Source organism: Burkholderia sp. 22313 (genome assembly GCF_052045245.1).
In the GTDB taxonomy this organism is placed as follows: Bacteria; Pseudomonadota; Gammaproteobacteria; order Burkholderiales; family Burkholderiaceae; genus Burkholderia.
Window position 1 is genome coordinate 1 of record NZ_JBQEON010000089.1, and the last position, 626, is coordinate 626.

The 626-nt window shown below is 66.6% G+C and carries 1 pseudogene; it reads right to left on the bottom strand.

The features are described from left to right. Positions 1 to 160 precede the first annotated feature (160 nt). Positions 161 to 626: pseudogene (locus tag ACTJKF_RS31405) on the bottom strand (glutamine synthetase family protein); the annotation flags it as partial.

Consider the following 626-nt stretch of genomic DNA (forward strand, 5'->3'; position numbering starts at 1 on the left):
CGAGAACGGGTGGATGTGATGCGCGGCGTCGAGCGCGCGGTATTCGGCGGTCGTGCGCGCCTGCGTCGTGCGGGCCGCCGGTGCGGCGGGCTGGATCCACGCGGATTCGTTGCGGTACGTCATGTTTCCTCCGTATTTCGATAATGCGTCGTGCGCGCGCTTATACGTGCAGCAGCAGATGACGGCGTTCCCACGAGCTGATCACGCGGAAGAACGCTTCGTATTCGGTTTCCTTCAGCGCGAAATACGCTTTCAGGAACTTGTGGCCGAGAATCTCGCCGAGCGGCTCGCATGCGGCCATCAGCGTGAGCCCTTCCTCGAGGTTGCGCGGCAGCTGGTACGGCTGCGCGTAGCCGTCGCTCACCAGCGGCTCGGTCGGCTCGAGGCGTTGCGTCATGCCGAGATAGCCGGCCGCGAGCGTCGCCGCGAGCGCGAGGTACGGATTGCAGTCGACGCCCGGGATCCGGTTCTCGATCCGGCGTGCGGCCGGGCCCGAGTGCGGGATGCGGAAGCCGACCGTGCGGTTGTCGTAGCCCCACTGCACGTTGATCGGCGCGGCCATGAAGCGCGACAGCCGGCGATACGAGTTGATGTACGGCGCGAAGATCGGCATCAGCGCGGGCGTG